This is a genomic window from Reichenbachiella sp. MALMAid0571 (assembly GCF_040151475.1).
Classification (GTDB): domain Bacteria; phylum Bacteroidota; class Bacteroidia; order Cytophagales; family Cyclobacteriaceae; genus CAXBNB01.
Map to the genome: position 1 here is coordinate 1 of NZ_JBDKWG010000079.1, position 17,669 is coordinate 17,669.

14 protein-coding genes and 1 tRNA gene are annotated in these 17,669 nt (G+C 38.0%); 9 read left to right on the top strand and 6 right to left on the bottom strand.

The genetic code is table 11. The annotated features are described in order from the left end of the window. Positions 1-119: 119 nt before the first annotated feature. Together AAOP42_RS01845 and AAOP42_RS01850 are read right to left on the bottom strand one after the other, a co-directional pair. Positions 120-455: a helix-turn-helix domain-containing protein gene (locus tag AAOP42_RS01845; RefSeq protein WP_349526750.1), complete on the bottom strand. Its 336-nt coding sequence runs from the start codon at positions 453-455 to the stop codon at positions 120-122. A 517-nt stretch (positions 456-972) separates the two neighbouring features. Further along, on the bottom strand, positions 973-4,074 hold the full coding sequence (locus AAOP42_RS01850) for a PVC-type heme-binding CxxCH protein (protein WP_349526751.1): 3,102 nt from the start codon (positions 4,072-4,074) through the stop codon (positions 973-975). A 682-nt stretch (positions 4,075-4,756) separates the two neighbouring features. Here AAOP42_RS01850 and AAOP42_RS01855 point away from each other — a divergent pair. Beyond that, the gene (locus AAOP42_RS01855) at positions 4,757-5,791 is read left to right on the top strand and encodes a serine hydrolase domain-containing protein (protein WP_349526752.1); all 1,035 of its coding nucleotides are present in this window, start codon (positions 4,757-4,759) and stop codon (positions 5,789-5,791) included. A gap of 54 nt (positions 5,792-5,845) precedes the next feature. Here the strand turns inward: AAOP42_RS01855 and AAOP42_RS01860 are convergent. The 3 genes from AAOP42_RS01860 to AAOP42_RS01870 form a co-directional block, all read right to left on the bottom strand. Then, positions 5,846-5,927 (bottom strand) — tRNA-Leu (locus AAOP42_RS01860). Between the two features lie 136 nt (positions 5,928-6,063). Next, the gene (locus AAOP42_RS01865; RefSeq protein ID WP_349526753.1) at positions 6,064-6,348 is read right to left on the bottom strand and encodes a putative quinol monooxygenase; all 285 of its coding nucleotides are present in this window, start codon (positions 6,346-6,348) and stop codon (positions 6,064-6,066) included. Beyond that, positions 6,345-7,136: an SAM hydrolase/SAM-dependent halogenase family protein gene (locus tag AAOP42_RS01870; protein ID WP_349526754.1), complete on the bottom strand. Its 792-nt coding sequence runs from the start codon at positions 7,134-7,136 to the stop codon at positions 6,345-6,347. The genes AAOP42_RS01865 and AAOP42_RS01870 overlap by 4 nt, the downstream gene beginning before the upstream one ends. A 172-nt stretch (positions 7,137-7,308) precedes the next feature. Here AAOP42_RS01870 and AAOP42_RS01875 point away from each other — a divergent pair, with 172 nt between their 5' ends. Both AAOP42_RS01875 and AAOP42_RS01880 read left to right on the top strand, forming a co-directional pair. Further along, positions 7,309-8,250, top strand: a complete 942-nt coding sequence (locus AAOP42_RS01875; RefSeq protein WP_349526755.1) for a PhoH family protein — start codon at positions 7,309-7,311, stop codon at positions 8,248-8,250. Between the two features lie 233 nt (positions 8,251-8,483). After that, positions 8,484-10,607 (top strand): ComEC/Rec2 family competence protein, encoded by a 2,124-nt coding sequence (locus AAOP42_RS01880; protein ID WP_349526756.1) that lies wholly within the window; start codon positions 8,484-8,486, stop codon positions 10,605-10,607. Here the strand turns inward: AAOP42_RS01880 and AAOP42_RS01885 are convergent. Further along, positions 10,593-10,988 (bottom strand): tellurite resistance TerB family protein, encoded by a 396-nt coding sequence (locus tag AAOP42_RS01885; RefSeq protein ID WP_349526757.1) that lies wholly within the window; start codon positions 10,986-10,988, stop codon positions 10,593-10,595. The genes AAOP42_RS01880 and AAOP42_RS01885 overlap by 15 nt on opposite strands. Before the next feature lie 177 nt (positions 10,989-11,165). Between AAOP42_RS01885 and AAOP42_RS01890 the strand changes: the two genes are divergently transcribed. From AAOP42_RS01890 to AAOP42_RS01915, 6 genes are all read left to right on the top strand, one after another. Further along, positions 11,166-11,756: an acyl carrier protein phosphodiesterase gene (locus AAOP42_RS01890; RefSeq protein WP_349526758.1), complete on the top strand. Its 591-nt coding sequence runs from the start codon at positions 11,166-11,168 to the stop codon at positions 11,754-11,756. A gap of 77 nt (positions 11,757-11,833) precedes the next feature. Further along, positions 11,834-13,762 (top strand): M61 family metallopeptidase, encoded by a 1,929-nt coding sequence (locus tag AAOP42_RS01895; RefSeq protein WP_349526759.1) that lies wholly within the window; start codon positions 11,834-11,836, stop codon positions 13,760-13,762. A gap of 107 nt (positions 13,763-13,869) precedes the next feature. Then, positions 13,870-14,313, top strand: coding sequence for a hypothetical protein (locus tag AAOP42_RS01900; RefSeq protein ID WP_349526760.1), 444 nt, complete (start codon positions 13,870-13,872; stop codon positions 14,311-14,313). Beyond that, positions 14,310-14,681 (top strand): fluoride efflux transporter FluC, encoded by a 372-nt coding sequence (locus tag AAOP42_RS01905; protein ID WP_349526761.1) that lies wholly within the window; start codon positions 14,310-14,312, stop codon positions 14,679-14,681. The genes AAOP42_RS01900 and AAOP42_RS01905 overlap by 4 nt, the downstream gene beginning before the upstream one ends. A gap of 13 nt (positions 14,682-14,694) precedes the next feature. After that, positions 14,695-16,590 carry a CocE/NonD family hydrolase gene (locus AAOP42_RS01910; protein WP_349526762.1) on the top strand — a complete coding sequence of 632 codons (1,896 nt, stop codon included), beginning with the start codon at positions 14,695-14,697 and terminating at the stop codon, positions 16,588-16,590. A 77-nt stretch (positions 16,591-16,667) separates the two neighbouring features. After that, on the top strand, positions 16,668-17,576 hold the full coding sequence (locus tag AAOP42_RS01915; RefSeq protein ID WP_349526763.1) for an alkaline phosphatase family protein: 909 nt from the start codon (positions 16,668-16,670) through the stop codon (positions 17,574-17,576). The last annotated feature ends 93 nt before the right edge of the window (positions 17,577-17,669 follow it).

Consider the following 17,669-nt stretch of genomic DNA (forward strand, 5'->3'; position numbering starts at 1 on the left):
CTTGCCAAGTGATCTTCAGGTAGCCAATCGTTAAGGTCATGTGGCATAAAAGAAACTTGTTCTCTATCCGCTCCAATAAATGATATCATGCCCCAAGATATAAATAATTGGGTGGTTTATTAAGTCCGACAGACTCCTAGAGCTTTCGTTTGTTTGTTCTTTGTACGATAGGTTAAAATTGCAGGGATAATGATATTTCCGAAAGGCAAAAGCAAAAAAGATAGAGATGATATATTGATGATTTTGGCGCGACTTATTTCAGAGTTTTGATTTTCGTTTTGGAAAAGTATTTCAGGTTCGGTTTCTAAGGCTTTTGCAAGAGATTTAAGTGTAAAGCCTTTAGGTATATTTCCTGCTTCAATTCGTTGAATGGTTCTTAAAGAAAGTCCTGATTTTTCAGCAAGTTCGGATTGGGTTAGATTTTTTTCTTCTCTTAAAATTTGAACTTTATTCATTATTTTAACCACTTCACTTATGATTTTTAATTTTCTGCTAATGGCGCACGCAGGTAAAGCCCGTTCCTTGTAAAAGTATGAAATATTTTGGAAAGGGACGGGTTTTACTCGCCAGTTGTCAGATGCAGCCACCGATGAGGATCACTGGTGGAGAACTTGTATGCACCATTGATATAAAAAACCATAGATGCTTATTGTAGCTGTTTGAAAAGTACCGAACGTACTTTAGGTAAGCCAATTAATAAACTTGGAGAATCAGAGTTGTATCAATATATTTACGACCTTATTAATCACAAGAAAATATTAAAATCCAGTCAAAAGTAATTGGTTGGTGCTTTGAAACTATACAACCTCATGGTACTGGATTGGAGTAAATTTAGGCCTTTTTTTATTCCCTTGATCTTTGAAGTCCATTACTTAACCCTCTTCGGATTATCTGCAAGAAAAATCTTCCTGCAATTTAATCGATCGTTATTTTAGGTTTCTAAGTTCAAACCTTTCTACTTTTTTTGAAGAGCTACTTACCCAAATAAGCAAACAAATCCCTGATCTCCTGATCGGACAATGACTCCAGAATCCTTTCTGGCATAATTGACATTTTTTGAGCTTCCATCAATTTGATCTCAGTGGATGACAATATCGTTTCGGTTCCACCCAAAGGTTTAATGGTCACATTCCCGCCACTTCTGTCTTTTATCGTGCCGATTATTACCTGACCGTCTGTTTTGAGGATCCGATAATTCACATATCCCTCACGTATATCGGCATTTGGATTCACAATATTGAGTGTAAGGTAATTCACATTGTCTCTATCGTATCCGGTCAATTCTGGTCCAATATCTCCACCTTCTCCAAACAAACGATGGCAACTGCCACAACTTCTCTGATAAATCAATTGACCAGTTTTGATGTCACCATTTTTTGATTGGAGGGCACTGCGCACCCTTTCTATCTCTTGTTGCTTTTCGCTGGAAGAGGCAATTTTCACTTCCGGCCAGAAGGCATCTACCTGGCTCACAAGATCAGGGTTGTCCAACATCTTGATTTGCCTTACGATATCCAGCGGTACTTCTTCTTTTTTGATTTCTCTTTCATCTACTATTTTGGACAGCAATGCACGAGCCCATGTGGCCCTGCTTGCAAATAGCCTGAAGCATTCATTTCTGAGGTCCAGATCAGCCCTGATTTTATGCTGATACGCATTGGCTATGGTTGTACCGATTGTATTGTCTTCGTAATGCTTGAGCGATTGAATACTTGCCAGTCTTATTCCGGCTGAATACCCCTGATCTTCTGCTATTGCTAACAATACCGGGACAGCCGTAGGTTGGTTGATCTCTCCAAGAATGCGGATGTAGGAGAGCCGTTCTAATTTCGGTGCATTTTTATCTGCAATTATTTCCAGTGCCTCGGCTACTGCTCTGGCTGAATTTTGTCTCATGCTAAGGGCGAGTCGTCCTTCTCCAAATTCAGCTTGATATTGCTCGATGATTTTGGCCAAATTCTCAGGAATTTCAGAAATGTCACGCCCCCTTAGGCCTTCCTGCAATCCATTCATCAGAATTTGCTTGGCTTCATTTGAAGGAGAAAGTTCAAACAATTTGGCACAAGAACTGTAATTCTCATAGCCTCCTTCAAGTGCATATCTTTGGATCAGACGATACAGAACGAATTCTTTTACCAGAGGCTGTTCCCATAGACTTTTGTCTTCAAATAGAGCCAGCAATTCTGCTCTGTCACTAATTGCCTTTGACTCAACTGTCCACCAGATAAACAATCGGTTGTCCCGGTCATAGGCAGTAACTTGATTTTGTAGAAGACCAGAAATAATGGGAATGGCATCAGAACCAGTCAGACGTTTGGCGGTAGAAGCCAATTGTCCTAAAACTTCAAGTTGCTTTTCTGAAGAAGTCAAAGTAGCCAGCTTATTTGCTACTGAAGGTTCCAATTTATTCCCATTTCGATCTGCTAATAACCGTACAGCCCAAAGCCTGACATACGGATCATTGTGATTCAAAGCGGTATGCGCAGTTTCCTGATCCAACCCATTGGTGAGGTTAACTGCCCAAAGTGCCTCTAAAGCGGATTGAGGCTCATCATTTTCCAACATGTCCTTCAGTAGAGGAAGTATCGACTTGTCTCTTCGGTCTCCGATCAGCCTCAATGCCTGTTGACGAAACCATTTGTTGTTATTGGTGAGCAGTGCTACCAACTCTTCGCTGGTAAAAATACTCAAGTCAAAAGGCTCAACCTTGGTGGTTGTCTTATTCCTCAGTCGATAGATTCTTCCGGTACTTTTATTCCATGTATCCCTTGGATCGATATGAGAAAGGCGACTGTCATACCAATCTGCGAGGTAAACCGCACCATCAGGGCCAGCCTTGATGTCAACAGGTCTAAACCAATTGTCTTCTGTCTTTAATATGATCTCTTCATCTATATTTGAGAAAGAAGAACCTTGCGCTTCGAGTTTGGTGGTTCTTACAAAATTCAATAAAGGATTGATGGCTATTATTTTGTCATTATAGGCCTTGGGTAGGCTTCCTCCATCGTATTTAATCCAGGCATGGGTAAACCTGACCTGATCACCGACCAAATCCATCCCGTGGATATAGCCCAAAGCATAGGGGTTGGTAAGCGCCCCATGTTTTCCCCAGTTTTTTTGATAGTACCCTCCTTGTTTGTAATAAAACCCTCTGGCATTTCCATTGTCCCCTGAATACACCCTTCCCTTTGCATCAATTTCAACATGAAAGGTATTTCCACCCCCTTCAGCAAAGATTTCGAAAACCCGGGACTCAGGATGGTATCTCCAAATAGCCTGCCCTTTGAAGTGAACGTTCTTGGATGCTTTTGAATTAATGGTAGCATGGGTAGTACTACCCTGAGCCCCGTAAAGCCACCCGTCAGGCCCCCAGCGAAGGCTATTGGCTACTGCATGGGTGTCTTCCAGGCCAAAGCCTTCCAAATGTACTTCCGGATCCCCGTTTGGAATACCATCTCCATCGGGATCGGGATATGCTACCAAATATGGTGGGGTCAACACCCATATTTTTTTTCTCCCCAGACAAACACTGGTTGCTATGTTCAGCCCTGTGATCGCATCTGTAGATTTGTCGTAAGTACCATCTCCATTGGTGTCTTCGAAAATTGTGATTTTATCTGCACCCCTTACTCCGTTTGGTGGTGGTTGGGGTACTTTATCAAATACGGCCCTTACATGATTGTCGATATCCACCACTTTCACTCCTTTGGGATAGGGATACTGGTTGTATTGCACCACCCAAAGTCTTCCTCTGTGGTCAAAATTGAGTTCGACTGGCTGGTGGATTTGAGGTTCTGCTAAAATCAGATCCAGTGCAAGGTCATCTGCCATTTTGAAATTTTGAATGGCAATCTCAGCGGGAGTTGATTTTGAATCATCAGATTGAACGCCTCTGCCCTCAAAAGCTTCCATGTAAGTTTTCACTTCCTCATTGCCAGCTATTTCGTCTAAGGGCACATTTCTGGATGCGGGATTTTGATCTGAGCAGCCCACTAAGGTTATAATAGCTAAAAGGAAAAGGGTATCAAAAAAGTCAAAAGTGTTTGTACCTTTTGGTGTCAAATTTAGAGGCATCAATATTTGTACTTTGGATTTAAAATAGATTTGTATTGTAAACCTAAAAATAACTCAAAATCATTGAAAACCTGAGGCTCATTAATATTTGATGAAAAAGCTAGGCGATCTTCATAGCTGAATGAACTGTATGTTTTATATATCTATCAGTTTTTAAGTCAATGATGCTCACCGCTACTGGTCATTTCAGGGCAAACGCATTTAAAAACTAACCACCTTACCGCACTCGTTGCGGTATCTTTTAGAGTCACAGCTAACCCTAACAGACCCCAGAACAACTTGCCTGACGGCAGTCAGGAGTCTGGGGGTAATAGAATTTTTAAATGCGTTTGTCCTGCTGGTTATTTCCTTATTTCTAACAATTCGTTTTCTAATGCTGTTTTGTGGCTTGCTGTACACTATTCAAAGTGCCGAGTAGCAAATCATTTTTCTCATATTGGTCAGTTGACAGGTCATACATCTCCTGGTTGCCGTCAGCACTAACTATTAGTTGTCACGAATAGCCCGGCCATCATTTATGCGCCAAAGTGCTTTTTATTTACTTCAGTTCGCAGGAGTTTTTGATTTTCAGAACTCATTGGTTTTCTAAACCGTTGTGAGCTTCGGCGGATTTCACTAGTTTAGTGCTATTCACAGTTGGAGGGCATACAAACCGATAGCTGATCGTTGCGGCTAAAATGGGATGACAAAAAAACAATCAAAACTGACAATTAGAATTTTATTGTTTCTTGGAACAATAATTTCTTTATACTTTGTTCCCTGGCCTATAGTAAAAGCATGGATAACACCACTGCCTAAAACAGTTCAGGAACAAGTAAATAAAGTGACTGATTATGGGTTTGACGGGATTATTGTTTATGTAGATGAAAAAGGTGAAAACCCTGTATTTTATACTGCGGGTTATAAAAACAGAGAAGACAAAATACCTGCCGACCCTCATTCATTGTTCAAAATCGCAAGTGTTAGCAAACTATACACTGCAGTTGCTGTTGCCAAATTGGTAAATGACGGACGTGTGTCTTTGGATAAAACACTTGCTGATTATTTTCCTGAACTTACAGGGAGAATTGAAAATGCCGATAAAATTACCGTAAGAATGATGGTTCAGCATCGGAGTGGTATTCCCAATTATACCGACACTTATAATTATTGGGTTCATCCAAAACAAAATGACAAAGAACGGTTGGAATTGGTACTTGATTTGCCGGCGAACTTTGAACCCGGTACAGGCTTTGAATATAGTAATACAAATTACTTATTGCTTTCCAAGCTTATAGAAAAAGTAACAGATGGAAGCAAATCTCAATACATTAAAAAAGAAATTTTAGACCCGTTGAATCTCAAAAATACTTATGGTTCTATTCGTGATGTCAATTTAGATGATGTCATGAGTGGCTATTACGTTGGCTATGAAAACGATTTAAAGACAGATGATAATGGTGTAATGTTGGCTACAGCGGAGGACTTGGGTAAATTTATAAGAGCTCTAAATGATGGCTCTGTATTTAAGGATAAAAAAGAGCAGGAAATCTATACCTCAATTTACAAGTATGAACATACGGGCTTGATTCCTGGTTATCAAACGATTGCCAAATATCACAAAGATATTGATGTGGTAGTCATTCAATTCACAAACACTGTCAACTTTGAAGGCTATAACTGGAATTTATCGGAAATCATGTATGATCGTATTGTAAAGATTCTGAATAGTAATTGAATCTTTTTAAAAAGACAAAATCCCTGACAAACAATATGTTGTCAGGGATTTTAGTACCCAGGGCCGGAATCGAACCGGCACGGCCAAAGCCACTAGAGTTTGAGTCTAGCGCGTCTACCAGTTCCGCCACCTGGGCATTTGGAATTTGGTGTGTTTTCCCATCAATATATGATAGCAATCCAACACCATTCTGGTAACCTTTCGTAAAAGGGATGCAAACTTATTTAAAGATTTGAACTAATCAAATTAGATTTTGAAATATCGGAAATTATTTATTGGCGCACATAAGAATGTGCTATTGGTTTGGCTGAGAATAGGGGTTTGGTTTTTGCCCAAACTGCTTTAAACAGTTTTGATTTCCGGTATTCGTCCAGCTTTTGCTCATTTTGCCAGTGGCTGTAGGTGGTGTAAACACAGGCAGCATGAGCGTCTTTTAAAAGTTCGAGGTGAGTACATCCATCAAAGTTCCGAATCTTATCTTTACTCTCATTGAAAATGGTAAGAAAGTCCTCTTCTTTATTTTCCTCAAAAGTCATTCTTACTATTCTGATGATCATGGCTGCTCAATCATAAAGTCTATAAATACCTGATCATCCACTTTCAATCCCAGCAATCTGGAACCATTGCCCTGGTTGATGCCTACTTCCAGTTTGCCCTGTGTATTAAAATAGACAAAGCACTCACCTGCCGACACTTCATTGGCAGCTTTGTTCAGTTTCTTCAGTTTTTCTTTTCTAAAGCTAATTTCGAATTCAACATCGCCATTGATCTTCATTATATTTTCAAAATCTGTTTTTTTGATGTTGGTGATCAGGTTGCCATAGTGATCTACTCTAATGATATTTCCGGCGATTTGTTTCTTGGTAGTTTTTGCTATTGATGGGGTTCTCCTTACGATTTCATCCACGGAAACCCCCATGTCATAAATCCTTTTTCCGCTTGCCAGGCCAGCAGCAGCAGGTGCAAATATTTCCTTGGCAGGAAAGCTGGATTTTTTAGGATTGATGCTGTTGATATCCACAATAGTTTTAGAAATCTGACTGCTGATCAGGCTCATAATGCCATTGTCATAGCCCACAAAGTAATGGTCTTCCAGCATCATTGCGATCATTTTGGCATTGGAAATACCGGATTCAGAAACGGCCACAAGGTGGATGGTGCCCTTAGGAAAATCTCTAAACACCTCACCCAAAACATAGGCGGCATGACCAATATCACAAACTTTTATTTCATGTGAAATATCAACAATATTGATGTTTGGGTTGACTCCAATAATGGCCGCTTTCACTGCCCCGACGTAGTGATCAGTGTTTCCAAAATCCGAAATAAAAGTTACGATCGCCATAGAGCCAATTGGAAATTATTGTTTATTTTGTGTGATCATTGTAGCCATTTTGCATATAGAGGAATAAAATAAATGAATCCCTTTGTGATATTTGTAGTCTCCTGTGTATTGTTGCAAAAATATAAATTTTTACAGGACAAAAGATATTAGGATCACTAAATAGAAAATACATTTGGTAGAAAAAATCATAACACTCGAAAACATCCCATTGACAGAATTTTTGGGTGTGGAAAATAAAAACATCAATGAAATAGCTTCTGCTTTTCCTAAGAGTAAAATAATATCAAGAGGAAATGAAATAAGGATACAAGGGTCTTCACCCGAGATTATCATGATCAATGAGATCCTTACTTCACTGATCAATCACTATAATAAGTATGGCAAATTGACCGAAGAAAACATAGCTTCTTATATCAAAATGGATAAAGATGACGTGTTGGAGGGTCATGATGAAGTGTTGCTGTATGGTACCCGAGGGTTTAAAATTTGTCCGAAAGGAACGAATCAAAAAAAGCTCGTAGAATCGTCGATAAAAAATGATTTGGTTTTTGCAATTGGCCCGGCCGGAACAGGGAAAACTTATATTTCAGTAGCCCTGGCCGTAAAAGCTTTGAAAGAGCGGGAAGTAAAGAAAATCATAATTACCCGCCCGGCAGTAGAAGCTGGGGAAAATCTTGGTTTTTTACCTGGAGACCTTAAGGAAAAAATAGATCCTTACCTTCGTCCAATTTACGATGCTTTGGACGATATGATTCCTTCTGAAAAACTTAAATATTACAAGGAAAAGGGAGTGATAGAGATAGCTCCGTTGGCTTATATGAGAGGGCGTACCCTAAAGGAGGCCTTTATCTTACTTGATGAAGCACAAAATACCACACCCATGCAGGTCAAAATGTTTTTGACCAGAATGGGCCCGAAATCCAAAATGATTATTACAGGAGATACCACACAAATCGATTTGCCTAACAGACAAAAATCAGGTTTATTGGAGACTTTGGAGGTGTTGAAGGATGTGGAGGGAATAGGGTTTATCAGGCTGAGCGGAAAGGATGTCATTCGTCATAAATTGGTGAGGCATATCATTTCGGCTTACGAGAAATTCGAAAACAAGTAATTGCTTTTGCTCATCTAGGGCAAACACATTTAAAAACGAAACCTATTTACCGCACCAGTTGCGGTATCTTTTTAAGTCACAGTGAATCTTAAGAGGCTCCTGAACAACTTGCCTGACGGCAGTCAGGAGCCATGGGATAATAAGAATTTTTAAATGTGTATGCCCAATTTGCCAATCTCATTGGAATAATATTTACTATTTACTTCGTTATTTATTATATTACTTAGTTCACTTTGGCTGAGTATATAATGTTTATATGGACTCCATATCCATTTCTAAGAATTATAGCTGCTTTTATTCTTGGAATATTAGTTGCTAAATTTGAATTTATAAGGGAGTCGGTCATTACCCACCAACTTCTTATTCTTGGAAGTGTTGTATTTACTTTTTTGCTGATTTGGGTTTCAAAAATCCCTAACAGACTAATCATTGCAGGTAATCTGGGTTTAATTATTGTAATGTTGGTAGCCGTCATAAGGTTTGATAATTACCGTGAAATCAACAATCCGAACCACATCATTCACATCGGCAAAGAAATTGATGGTTATGTGGCTGAAGTCAATTCTGCCTGTGTCGTAAAGGAGAAATATTTCATCTATGAAGTTGATATAGTTAAAGTATTAATAAGCAATGCTTTTGAGGATAAGCAAGGTAAGGTTCATTTGTATATTAGAAGAGAAAGCCAACTGGCTAAACCGTTGAAATACGGAGACAGGATTGCGTTGCATCAGTCTCCATTCAGACTACCTCCTCCTAAAAATCCGCATGAATTTAACTATATGGAATATATGGCGGGTCGAAATATCTATTATCAGCAGTTTGTAGATGTTTCAGATGTTGGCATCATTGCTCATGGATCTCCATATTCTATTATGGCGTGGTGTATCAATCTGAGAAATCATTTTGGAGGTTTGATTGAAAAATACGTAGATGGAGAGCAGGAGACAGCCATTGCAAAAGCGTTGATCTTAGGCATAAGAGACGGATTGGATCAGGAGACCAAAAGGTCTTATTCTGCGTCAGGAGCTATGCACGTATTGGCAGTTTCGGGTTTGCATGTTGGTATCATCATTATTATCGTTTCATTTCTTCTAAGACCAATATCAAAAGGTAAAACAGGTAAAATTATTTCTTCGGGCATATCAATTGTTTTTCTTTGGATTTTTGCTTGTGTTACAGGACTTTCTCCTTCCATTCTGAGAGCCGTTACCATGTTTTCCATTATTATCGTTGGACAAACATTTTACAGTCGTCCCAGTATTTACAATTCACTGGCTTTGTCAGCTTTTGTACTTTTATTTTACAATCCCAACTTTCTATTTTCAGTAGGTTTTCAATTGTCCTATATCGCTGTACTGGGTATCGTTTACATCTATCCCTTGATTCATAACGCCATCACCTTTGACAATTGGTTGTTAGAAAAAACGTGGGCAATCACCTGTCTTTCTATTGCTGCTCAGTTGGCAACATTTCCGCTTACTCTTTATTATTTCCACCAATTCCCTGTCTATTTTTTGATATCAAACCTGGTAGTGATACCAGCTGCTTTTCTTATAATGTCAATAGGTATTGCGTTGATCGCTTTGGGATTTACTCCTCTGGCTTCTTTTATTGGAATGGCTCTGCAGAAGTTAATATTTTCCTTAAATACAGTGGTCTCATTTATTGAAAAACTTGATTTCAGTCTGATTGACTGGCTTTACCTGAGTCCGTCGCAGACCATATCCATTTATTTAATGATTGTATTTTCTTTTGCCCTGATGTACTTTCGGAAATTCCGGTTTTTATATGTGTTAACACTGCTGGCTTTGATTATATCAGCTATTGGCACATGGTCTCTTTTGATACAAAGTGAAACGAGAAAATTGACGTTTTATGAAATAGGAGGGGAGTCTGTTTTGGATAGGATAGAAGGTTTGAATTCTGAACTTATTAATATTAAAACAATAAACAATATGGAATTGGTGAGGTATCAGGTAGAGCCAAACCGGTTGAATAGCCATTTGAGAAAAATTGAGGTTGATTCTTTGTCAAACTCGCTAAAGCCCAGTAAATATGATGGATTAGCGTATTATTTCTGGAAAGGGGAAAAGTTTGTTTTTGTCCAAGAACCTATGGAGCACATTGATTTTAATAATAAAGTTGAAACTGATTATCTGGTAATCAGCAACAATGCTACTGTTGATACAGATTTTATAATGGAAAATTTTCAGTTTGATAAAATAATTGTGGATAGTTCAAATGATTATCGCACCTGTAGATTTTTTGAGCGTTTTGCAGAAAAATATCATTTGAAGTGTCGGATCTTGAGAAATGAAGGAGCATTAACAATTGCTCTTACTTCACTTAATCAATAGAGGTTGGATTTGCTTTTTAATTTCCAGTTTGTCAGCACAGATATGAGGGTCACTGTATATTTTCAACATTAGTTCAAACAACACTTCTTCGTCATAGCCAAGCTTTGCAGCAAGTTTTCCGCAAAATTTAATTTCTTCATCATAGAGTCTTCCATCTATCTTCATCAATTGCACTATAGAGTAGATATATTCAAATTTTTCATCATCACTCAGTGTATTGAGGTCTTCTATAGGGTGATGTTCATCGTAACAAGCTGAGATTTGCTCTTGAGTCAGCCCTTTTGCTTTTCCGATTTCATTGATCAGATCAATTTCTTCCTGAACGACCACTCCATCTATTTTGGCCAGTTGGATGAGTATGTTTAAATGAATGTTTGGCATATAGCTTGGTTTTACTGATTTTTCAATAGTAAACAAATATAGAAAATCATAAGGATCAAAAATTGATCCGCAATTGATAAAAATTAAATATCTTCAGTTTTTATAAAGTTTCATTATTTAAGGCAATAATTTATTTGAACATTACCAATTTATATTGGTAGCTGTAAACCCAAAAGCATGAATTTCCTGGCTCACCTTTACTTATCAAAAGATTCTGAAAAAATTGCTATCGGAAATTTTATTGCTGATTTCGTGAAAGGAAACCAAATAGAAGCCTATGATCAGGAGATAAAAAAAGGCATATTGATGCATAGAGAAATAGACCGGTTTACCGATTCGCATGGGATTGTAAAGGAAAGCAAAGCCCGGCTGTGGGAGAAGTATCGACATTATGGAGCAGTAATAGTGGATATTTATTACGACCATTTTCTGTCAAAAAACTGGAACTGGTATTCCGAAGAACCTTTAAAAGAATTTACTAAAAGACAATATGCCATGCTTTCCATGCATTCTGCCGATTTTCCGATAGGAGCAGGTAAAACATTGAAATATATGAAGCAGACAGACTGGCTTTACAATTACCAGTTTCTGGATGGTATAGATATGGCACTAAAGGGGATGTCAAGACGAGCAAAATTTGATTCCGGAATGGAATCGGCCATCAGGGATTTAAATAAAGACTATGAACTTTACCAGGCAGAATTTGCTTCGTTTTTCCCACTGTTGGAAAAGCATATTACCGATTTTGAGATCAATGAATTGAAATAAATTTAACCCTTCATGTAAAAATGAAAATCTTCTTGAGATTTTAAATGTAATATTGCCTGGTCAAAACTTAAAACTCAATGCAAAGATTTCTGCCTCTGCTTATTGCAGTATTATTATGGTTTAAGAGCACATCAATTAATGCTCTGGACAACAATCCAATGTTTGTTTACACACTCGATATTGCAAATGTAGTAGATGACAGGGTTCAGGTTCAGTTGGAAACTGAAGGATTAAGTCAAAACGATATTACTTTCTATATACCTAAGATTATTCCCGGAACATATCGTGTTGCAGATTATGGTCGTTTTGTGTCAGATTTTAAGGCTTTTGATAAGAAGAATAAACCCCTGAAGGTGGAACGCCTTGACGACAATAGTTGGAAGATAAGTAAGGCCAAAAAGTTAGCCAGACTTTCTTATTGGGTAGATGATACCTATGATACGGAGTTGGAGGAGAATATGATTTTTCCTATGGCTGGAACCAACATTGAGGCAGGGAAAAATATAGTGATTAATACGCCCGGTTACTTCGGATATTTCGAAGGAATGCACAAAAATGAGTTTGAAGTCAATATAGTCAGACCGAATGACTTTTATGGCTCCACCGGACTTATCAAAACCAGAAGTTTTAAGCCAAACAACTTGAACTCAAATAGTGATAATCTGATTATTGCAGGGGATGATGTGATGGTTGATACCTATCATATATCCGATTATCATCGATTGATAGACTCGCCAATAATGTACAATGTCCCTGATACCACTATTATAAAAGTTGGAAATACTGAAGTACTCATTTCTGCATATGCACCCAAAGGAATGATTACTTCAAAATTTATCGCTGAGAACGTGGAGCAGATCCTGATGGCTCAAAAAGAGTATTTGGGCGGAGAGCTTCCTGTTGAAAAGTATGCTTTTATCTATTATTTCGAAGATTATTCTAAGGCATTGCCGGTAAATGGTGCATTAGAACATTCTTATTCATCTTATTATTACTTTCCTGAAGTACCTGAGCAATATTTGGCCCAGATTTTAAAAGATGTGGCAGCTCATGAGTTTTTTCACATTGTTACTCCTCTCAATGTTCACTCAGAGGAAATAGAATATTTTGACTTTAATGAGCCAAAGATGTCAAGCCATTTGTGGATGTATGAAGGTATTACAGAATATTTTTCGGACAATGTACAGGTCAAATACAATATCATATCCGATGAAGATTACCTGAATGTATTAAGGGAAAAAATTATCAATGCGGCTGATAAGTACAATGATACTTTATCGTTTACCGACCTTAGTAAATATACGCTGGATCAGTATAAAGATGAATACAACAATGTGTATGAAAAAGGGGCATTGATAGGTATGTGCCTTGATATTAAGTTGAGGCAGTTATCGGATGGGGAATATGGCGTTCAGGAATTGATGAGAGACTTATCAGTTAAATATGGTAAAACCACTCCTTTTAAAGATGATGAACTTTTTGGCGTAATATCACAATTGACTTATCCGGAAATAGATGATTTTATAAACAGATATATTGTTCAGGGAGGAGTTTTACCTTATCGGGAGGTTTTTGACATTGTGGGTATTGATTATCTGGAATACGTAGAGGGAGAAGAGTATTCTTTGGGATTTACTTTGGAAGCATTGACCATTGATACAGTTGAGCAAAAAATTAAAATTATTGATGCAGACAAACTGGATAGTTTTGGCCAGAAAATTGGCTTTGAAACAGGTGATATTTTAGTCCGAATTAATGGAAAGGATATTCCTGAATTGAATGGAATGGCTCAATTCTTTTTCGAGGAAAAATCTATTCTTAGAGAACTGGACGAATTATCTTATACCGTGATTCGTCAAAATGAAAATGAAGAAAAGAGAGAGGTCGAATTAAAAGCACCAGTTCAAACCATACCTTTTGAAGACGAGCATGTGTTGATGTTTAATGAAAACCCGTCCGAAGATCAATTGAAGGTCAGGGAGAGTTGGCTAAGGGTGAAAAAATAGGGTTCAAAAAGAGCCTGACTGGTAAGGGAAGTATAGACCATACTTCCTTTTTTTATTTTATGGCAGTACCTTCGATTTGTCGGTTGAAATGATAAATTTGCCATTAAATGATAAACTCCAAACCTAAAATCAGCACTTTATTTTCTGTGGGCGTATTTCTTATCATTGCCTACAGCGTGTTCATATACTCATTGATTCAATACCTTAATGCACCAGAGCCTGGTATGACGACCATGATCTTGATTGTAACTACCGGGCCGATTGCACTTGTCATCACAATCAAGTCTTTAATGGGGGTGAAATTTATGGAGATTTCAAAAGAAAAATTCTGCTTAAATTACCCTTTCAGATTCAGAAAGGAGAGGTTTTCAGGAAAAGATTTAGCTTTTTGGAAAATTGATAAAATTAAAACTTTTGGAGGCGTATATGAAGAGTTGATTTGGAAGACCAAATCGGGAAAGCAATACAGCATAAGTAAACAGGAACATACTGAATATGACAAAGCAAGAAGCTATATGATTAAGAAATTCAAAAAGCTCCAAAAAACATGATTCGACTTGCTTTTATAGTAGGGTTAGGAGGGTTTCTTGGCAGTTCTGCCAGGTTTCTTATCCAACAGTTGTTCCTGCGTATTTTACCGGGAATGGGAGTTGCAGGTACATTTGTAGCCAATATAGTGGGTTGCTTTATCATTGGTATTTGTATAGTGCAGTCAGGCAGAATGCAACGTGAATGGATGGTGTTCCTTACCAGTGGATTTTGTGGGGGATTTACCACTTTTTCTGCTTTCGCTCTTGAAAACACCAACTTTATCATAGGAAACCATAGCAGTCAGGCACTGCTTTATATTGGTCTCAGTATTGTGCTTGGTCTGGTAGCAACGTACGCCGGAATGTTGCTCGGTAAATCAATAATATAAACGAATTGAAAAAATGCAAAAGTATTTACAAACACTCTTGGTTGTTTTTTTAGGAATATTGTTTTCATGTGAGTTTGAAAAAGAACAATATGTTCCTTTTACCGCCGAAGGTGATGCCCGGTTTATAGTAGAAAATTATGAGAAGTCAGAAGTATATATTCCGATGCGTGACGGGACTAAATTATTCACATCTATTTATGTTCCGAAAAAGAAGGATGAAAAGTATCCAATTCTGATGAACAGGACTCCTTACGGAGTGAAACCCTATGGTACTGAGCCGTCTGATTATAAAAAAGACCTTGGGCCAAATATGAGATTGACTCGTGACCTGTATATTTATGTATATCAAGATGTTAGGGGGAAATATATGTCTGAGGGCGAATTCATCAATATGACTCCACACAGCCATGTGAATGAAGATGGAAAAACAATTAATGAAAGTACCGATACTTTTGATACCATCGAATGGTTGTTGGAAAACATCAAAAACAACAATGGGAAAGTAGGCCAATGGGGTATTTCTTATCCCGGATTTTATACAGCAGCTGGTATAATTGATTCACACCCTGCCCTGGTAGCAGCATCTCCACAAGCACCTATTGCAGACTGGTTTTTTGATGATTTTCATCATCATGGGGCATTTTTTCTACCACATACCTTCAATTTTTTCAGCACTTTTGGTCAGCCAAGACACGGTACTACCAAAGAATCCGTTCCAAAATTTATTCATGGAACAAAAGATGGCTATGAGTTTTTTAAAAACATAACCCCCCTAAAAAAAGCCAATGAAATGTATTTTGGAGATAGCATCAAATTTTGGAATGAGATACTGGAGCATCCCAATTATGATCAATTCTGGCAGGAGCAGAACATTCTTCCACACCTGAAAAACATCAACTGCGCCGTACTGACTATTGGAGGATGGTTTGACGCTGAAGACTTGTATGGACCACTTAAAGTCTATCAGTCTATTGAAGAAAAAAATCCGAAAATATTCAATGCACTAGTGATGGGGCCATGGGGACACGGTGGCTGGAAAAGAACTACGGGAGAGTCTATGGGAGATGTGTATTTTGGAGATAAAACCTCGAACTACTACGCCAACGAAATTATTTATCCATTTTTTGCCTATCACTTGAAAGGTGAAGGTAATGCCGATTTACCTGAAGCCACTGTTTTTGAAACGGGAACAAATCAATGGAAAACGTTTGATACCTGGCCTCCGGAAAATTTGAAATTTAAAAATCTGTATTTCAACAAAAAGCAAGCCCTTTCTTATACTCCACCAAAAAGCAATGAACATGGAATGGAGATATTTATCAGTGATCCTGAAAATCCTGTTCCATTTACTGAGTACAAAATTGGTATGCCAAAGCGTTACATGTCCGATGATCAGCGGTTTTTACAGGATAGAAAAGATGTTGTCTATTACCAGACAGAGCCTTTGGAAGCAGACCTGACCATTGCCGGGCCTGTAACAGCCAATCTAATGGTGACAACCGATCAGGGTGATGCAGATTGGGTGGTTAAGCTCATAGATGTATATCCTAAAGATCACCCTCCATTTCCACATCAACCGGATAAAGACATGGGCGGCTACCAGCAAATGGTGCGTAGTGAAGTATTGCGGGGTAGGTTTAGAAATGACTATGAAAACCCTGAGCCATTTACACCCAACGCATTGACTCAGGTAAAAGTGCCTCTGCAGGATGTTTTCCATACTTTCAAAAAAGGCCATCGTTTGATGGTTCAGATTCACAGTAGCTGGTTCCCATTGGTCGATATCAATCCACAGAAATATGTTGACAATATTTACATGGCAGAGCCTTCTGATTTTATAAAAGCGAAACACAAAATAAGCAGATCGGGTAGTGATCCTTCTTTCCTGAGAATAGGGGTGCTGGAGTAGTAGGATAATCTGTGATAGAGAATAATAAGATATATTTTAAACGAGAAAATAAACCTTCAATCTAATTCTGAAAGACAATGAAAAAGACACATTTTTTATATTTCATAGCTGTAATATTCTTGGGCTTTACCGGTTGCAAAGAAGGTGCAAAAACAAAAAGAGTAGTGATAATAGGCTTAGATGGTTTTAGTGTTGAAGGCTTTAAAACTGCCAGACATCCTAATTTGGATAAATTACTGGCCGATGGAGTGTTGTCCCTGAATACCCGTACTGTGATGCCGTCTGTGACTTTACCGAATTGGACCAGTCATTTAACCTCTGGAGGGCCTGAGCAGCATGGAGTTGTAGATAATGGTTGGAAAATTGATGATCATAAATTACCGCCTGTAGAAAAAGATGGAGCAGGGTATTATCCATCTATTTTCAAAATACTAAAAGAGCAGGTTACAGAAATGAAAACAGCATATTACTACAATTGGAGTAGTTTGATCAATTCTATCAACAAGGAATATTTGGATGAGCACAATTTTGAAGAAAATGATGAATATTCTATAAATTATGGAAAAGCATTTGATTTTATTGTAGAGAATCAGGCGAACCCTACGCTGGTATTTTTGTATTCTGTACATATTGATCATGCAGGGCACAACCACAAGTGGATGTCTCCCGAGTATATTACCGCAATAGAGGAGGTTGATGTTAAGATTGGTGAATTCATTGATAAGTTGAAGACAGAAGGTTTGTATGTTGATACTAATTTTTTACTGATTACTGATCATGGAGGTATAGGGAATGGCCATGGTGGGGTAAGTGTAAGGGAAATGGAAGTGCCCTGGGGTATTACCGGACCGGGCATTCGTAAAGGAAAATTAGAAGAACCCAATAGCAATGCCAATACTGCAATGGTTATTTCATCTATGTTTGGTTGTAAGGATACACCAAAGTCCTGGATCGGGAATGTGCCCGAATCTATTTTCGAAAAATAAAAAAAACAGACCATTGAAATTCTATAGAATTTCCGTTTTTAGAGGAATAGTGAACTATATCATGAAATGAAGTTGATACAATCATTTTTCTAA

What these genes read in the sequence shown, in the direction of transcription:
- AAOP42_RS01845 (WP_349526750.1), bottom strand. Translation starts at nt 455, where the DNA reads ATGAATAAAGTTCAAATTTTAAGAGAAGAAAAAAATCTAACCCAATCC.
- AAOP42_RS01850 (WP_349526751.1), bottom strand. Translation starts at nt 4,074, where the DNA reads ATGCCTCTAAATTTGACACCAAAAGGTACAAACACTTTTGACTTTTTT.
- AAOP42_RS01855 (WP_349526752.1), top strand. Translation starts at nt 4,757, where the DNA reads ATGACAAAAAAACAATCAAAACTGACAATTAGAATTTTATTGTTTCTT.
- AAOP42_RS01865 (WP_349526753.1), bottom strand. Translation starts at nt 6,348, where the DNA reads ATGATCATCAGAATAGTAAGAATGACTTTTGAGGAAAATAAAGAAGAG.
- AAOP42_RS01870 (WP_349526754.1), bottom strand. Translation starts at nt 7,136, where the DNA reads ATGGCGATCGTAACTTTTATTTCGGATTTTGGAAACACTGATCACTAC.
- AAOP42_RS01885 (WP_349526757.1), bottom strand. Translation starts at nt 10,988, where the DNA reads ATGCCAAACATTCATTTAAACATACTCATCCAACTGGCCAAAATAGAT.
- AAOP42_RS01890 (WP_349526758.1), top strand. Translation starts at nt 11,166, where the DNA reads ATGAATTTCCTGGCTCACCTTTACTTATCAAAAGATTCTGAAAAAATT.
- AAOP42_RS01895 (WP_349526759.1), top strand. Translation starts at nt 11,834, where the DNA reads ATGCAAAGATTTCTGCCTCTGCTTATTGCAGTATTATTATGGTTTAAG.
- AAOP42_RS01900 (WP_349526760.1), top strand. Translation starts at nt 13,870, where the DNA reads ATGATAAACTCCAAACCTAAAATCAGCACTTTATTTTCTGTGGGCGTA.
- AAOP42_RS01905 (WP_349526761.1), top strand. Translation starts at nt 14,310, where the DNA reads ATGATTCGACTTGCTTTTATAGTAGGGTTAGGAGGGTTTCTTGGCAGT.
- AAOP42_RS01910 (WP_349526762.1), top strand. Translation starts at nt 14,695, where the DNA reads ATGCAAAAGTATTTACAAACACTCTTGGTTGTTTTTTTAGGAATATTG.
- AAOP42_RS01915 (WP_349526763.1), top strand. Translation starts at nt 16,668, where the DNA reads ATGAAAAAGACACATTTTTTATATTTCATAGCTGTAATATTCTTGGGC.